We start from the raw sequence: 1,729 nt of genomic DNA, 5'->3' as shown, positions 1-1,729 counted from the left end.
GATTCAGGATCCCAAGACACCCACGACCTTCTCTTCACTTCTACTATATAAAAAATAGTAGTGCGAACCAATGCCTTGGTCTGCACTACTAATCTTAGTATGTTTTGTATAAAAAAACCATTTTACACATCAAAAAAAGCGCTTATATAGCGCTTTTTGAAAAGTAGGTTTCAGATCACACTCCCACATGTGACCTAAATACATGTGCACAAGTAGTATATGTAAATTTGACTTAAATTGTGCAAATAAATTAACAATACAGGAATGGAGTGAAATGGCACTTGTTTGAATATATGGGAAATAATTAAAAAACAAGCTAGTTCGTATCAATGATTAAGCCTACTGAAAATTTTTTCATTAGAATTTATTGTGTTCGTTATTCGTAACAAAATCATTCACTATCCAAATATACAATAAACGTATTTAAGAGCTATTTTAAGTATAACGAAAATTCATAATCATACAATGATACAGAAAGGCTTTTCACATGTTATCTATCTCTTAAACCCGAAAAGACATCTAATTAAGGTGTCTTTTTATTTTTCACCTTTCAAGGAGAACAAGCATATATTAGAGTATAGGACGAGCTTGAACGCTTCTCCTCCATTCTAAGTTTTGGTTAGAACTCCTTATACATTAAGAGCATCTATTGTCCTGGATGCTCTCTTTTTACTGAAAAAAATGTGCGTTTAATGCTGTGAAATAGCATTATTTCACAGCACCTATTTTTTGTACGTAGATTTTCTAAACTTTTTAATGATAATACTTAAAATATGAAGAATGTAATTGAGTTTCGATTGAAGTTCTAATAAAATGTCCAAATTTGATTAATTAGTACAGCCATTAGTCAACTAACAAACACTTGTACTAGTTTAGTAATGATAAATAAGATTGGGAAAAATGTATAGAATGAAGATTCAACATAGAAATAACTCATATACATTCACATCGAAAAAGGTTGTCTCATAATATATTAAGACTGTTCTATTAAGATGTTATAAGGGCGTGAGTATATGGAAGACGTAAATTTGAAAATTGACAGTCTAAAATCAGAACACAAAGAGATCATGCGTGATATTCGTAATTTAGAAACTCGAATAATAATTAACGAGAAAGACATTTCTACAATTAATAAGCAATTAGAAAAAATCAGCACAAATACTTCTTGGATTTTACGGATAATTATCAGTACGATAATTATGGCTGTTCTAGGTTTGATACTAAGGGGGACAATTTAAAATTCCAAAAAATACTTTTGAAAGAGAGACAAGTGTCTTTCTATTTTTTTGAAGAAGTATATGATGGGAAAATATGGTGAACGAAAACCCTCCTTTATCATTTAATTAACTAGGATTACAAATTAAAATGGTGACAAATTATGTAATATTTATATAGGAGATTGGATGCCTAGAGAAAAAGATGAAATGATTATAATAGTTAATCAAATAAAAAAATTACAGTGGGATGATTGGCGCATGAATTTGGTGTATCAACATAAAGCTTTTCTGTTAAATTCAATATATAAGTATTTTAATTTTATGAATATGGATTGCTTGTATAGGTCCATTCATCTTTAGTCATATAATGTTAATATTTTAGTATTAGGTTTGTACTTTTTTAATAATTTATTTGTTTTATGTAAAAGGTGCCAAGAAATACTTTGTAGTTTTATTTCTTGGCGTGGGTATTTATTTGGGTCATTTGGATGCCGACCTTACAATAGTATATG

The 1,729-nt window shown here is 29.1% G+C and carries 1 protein-coding gene; it reads left to right on the top strand.

The genetic code is table 11. The features are described from left to right. The first annotated feature begins 1,013 nt into the window (after window positions 1–1,013). Entirely contained in the window at window positions 1,014–1,238 is a 225-nt protein-coding gene (locus MR167_RS31355; RefSeq protein ID WP_199689527.1) for a hemolysin XhlA family protein, read from the top strand. The last annotated feature ends 491 nt before the right edge of the window (window positions 1,239–1,729 follow it).

The sequence above is a fragment of the Bacillus cereus group sp. BfR-BA-01355 genome, from assembly GCF_022663675.1.
Taxonomy (GTDB): Bacteria; Bacillota; Bacilli; order Bacillales; family Bacillaceae_G; genus Bacillus_A; species Bacillus_A thuringiensis_S.
Note: the sequence above shows the minus strand (reverse complement) of the source record. Positions and strands in the feature narration are given on the sequence as shown.

Excerpts from the sequence above, each read along its gene's own strand:
- MR167_RS31355 (WP_199689527.1), top strand. The coding sequence starts at position 1,014 with ATGGAAGACGTAAATTTGAAAATTGACAGTCTAAAATCAGAACACAAA.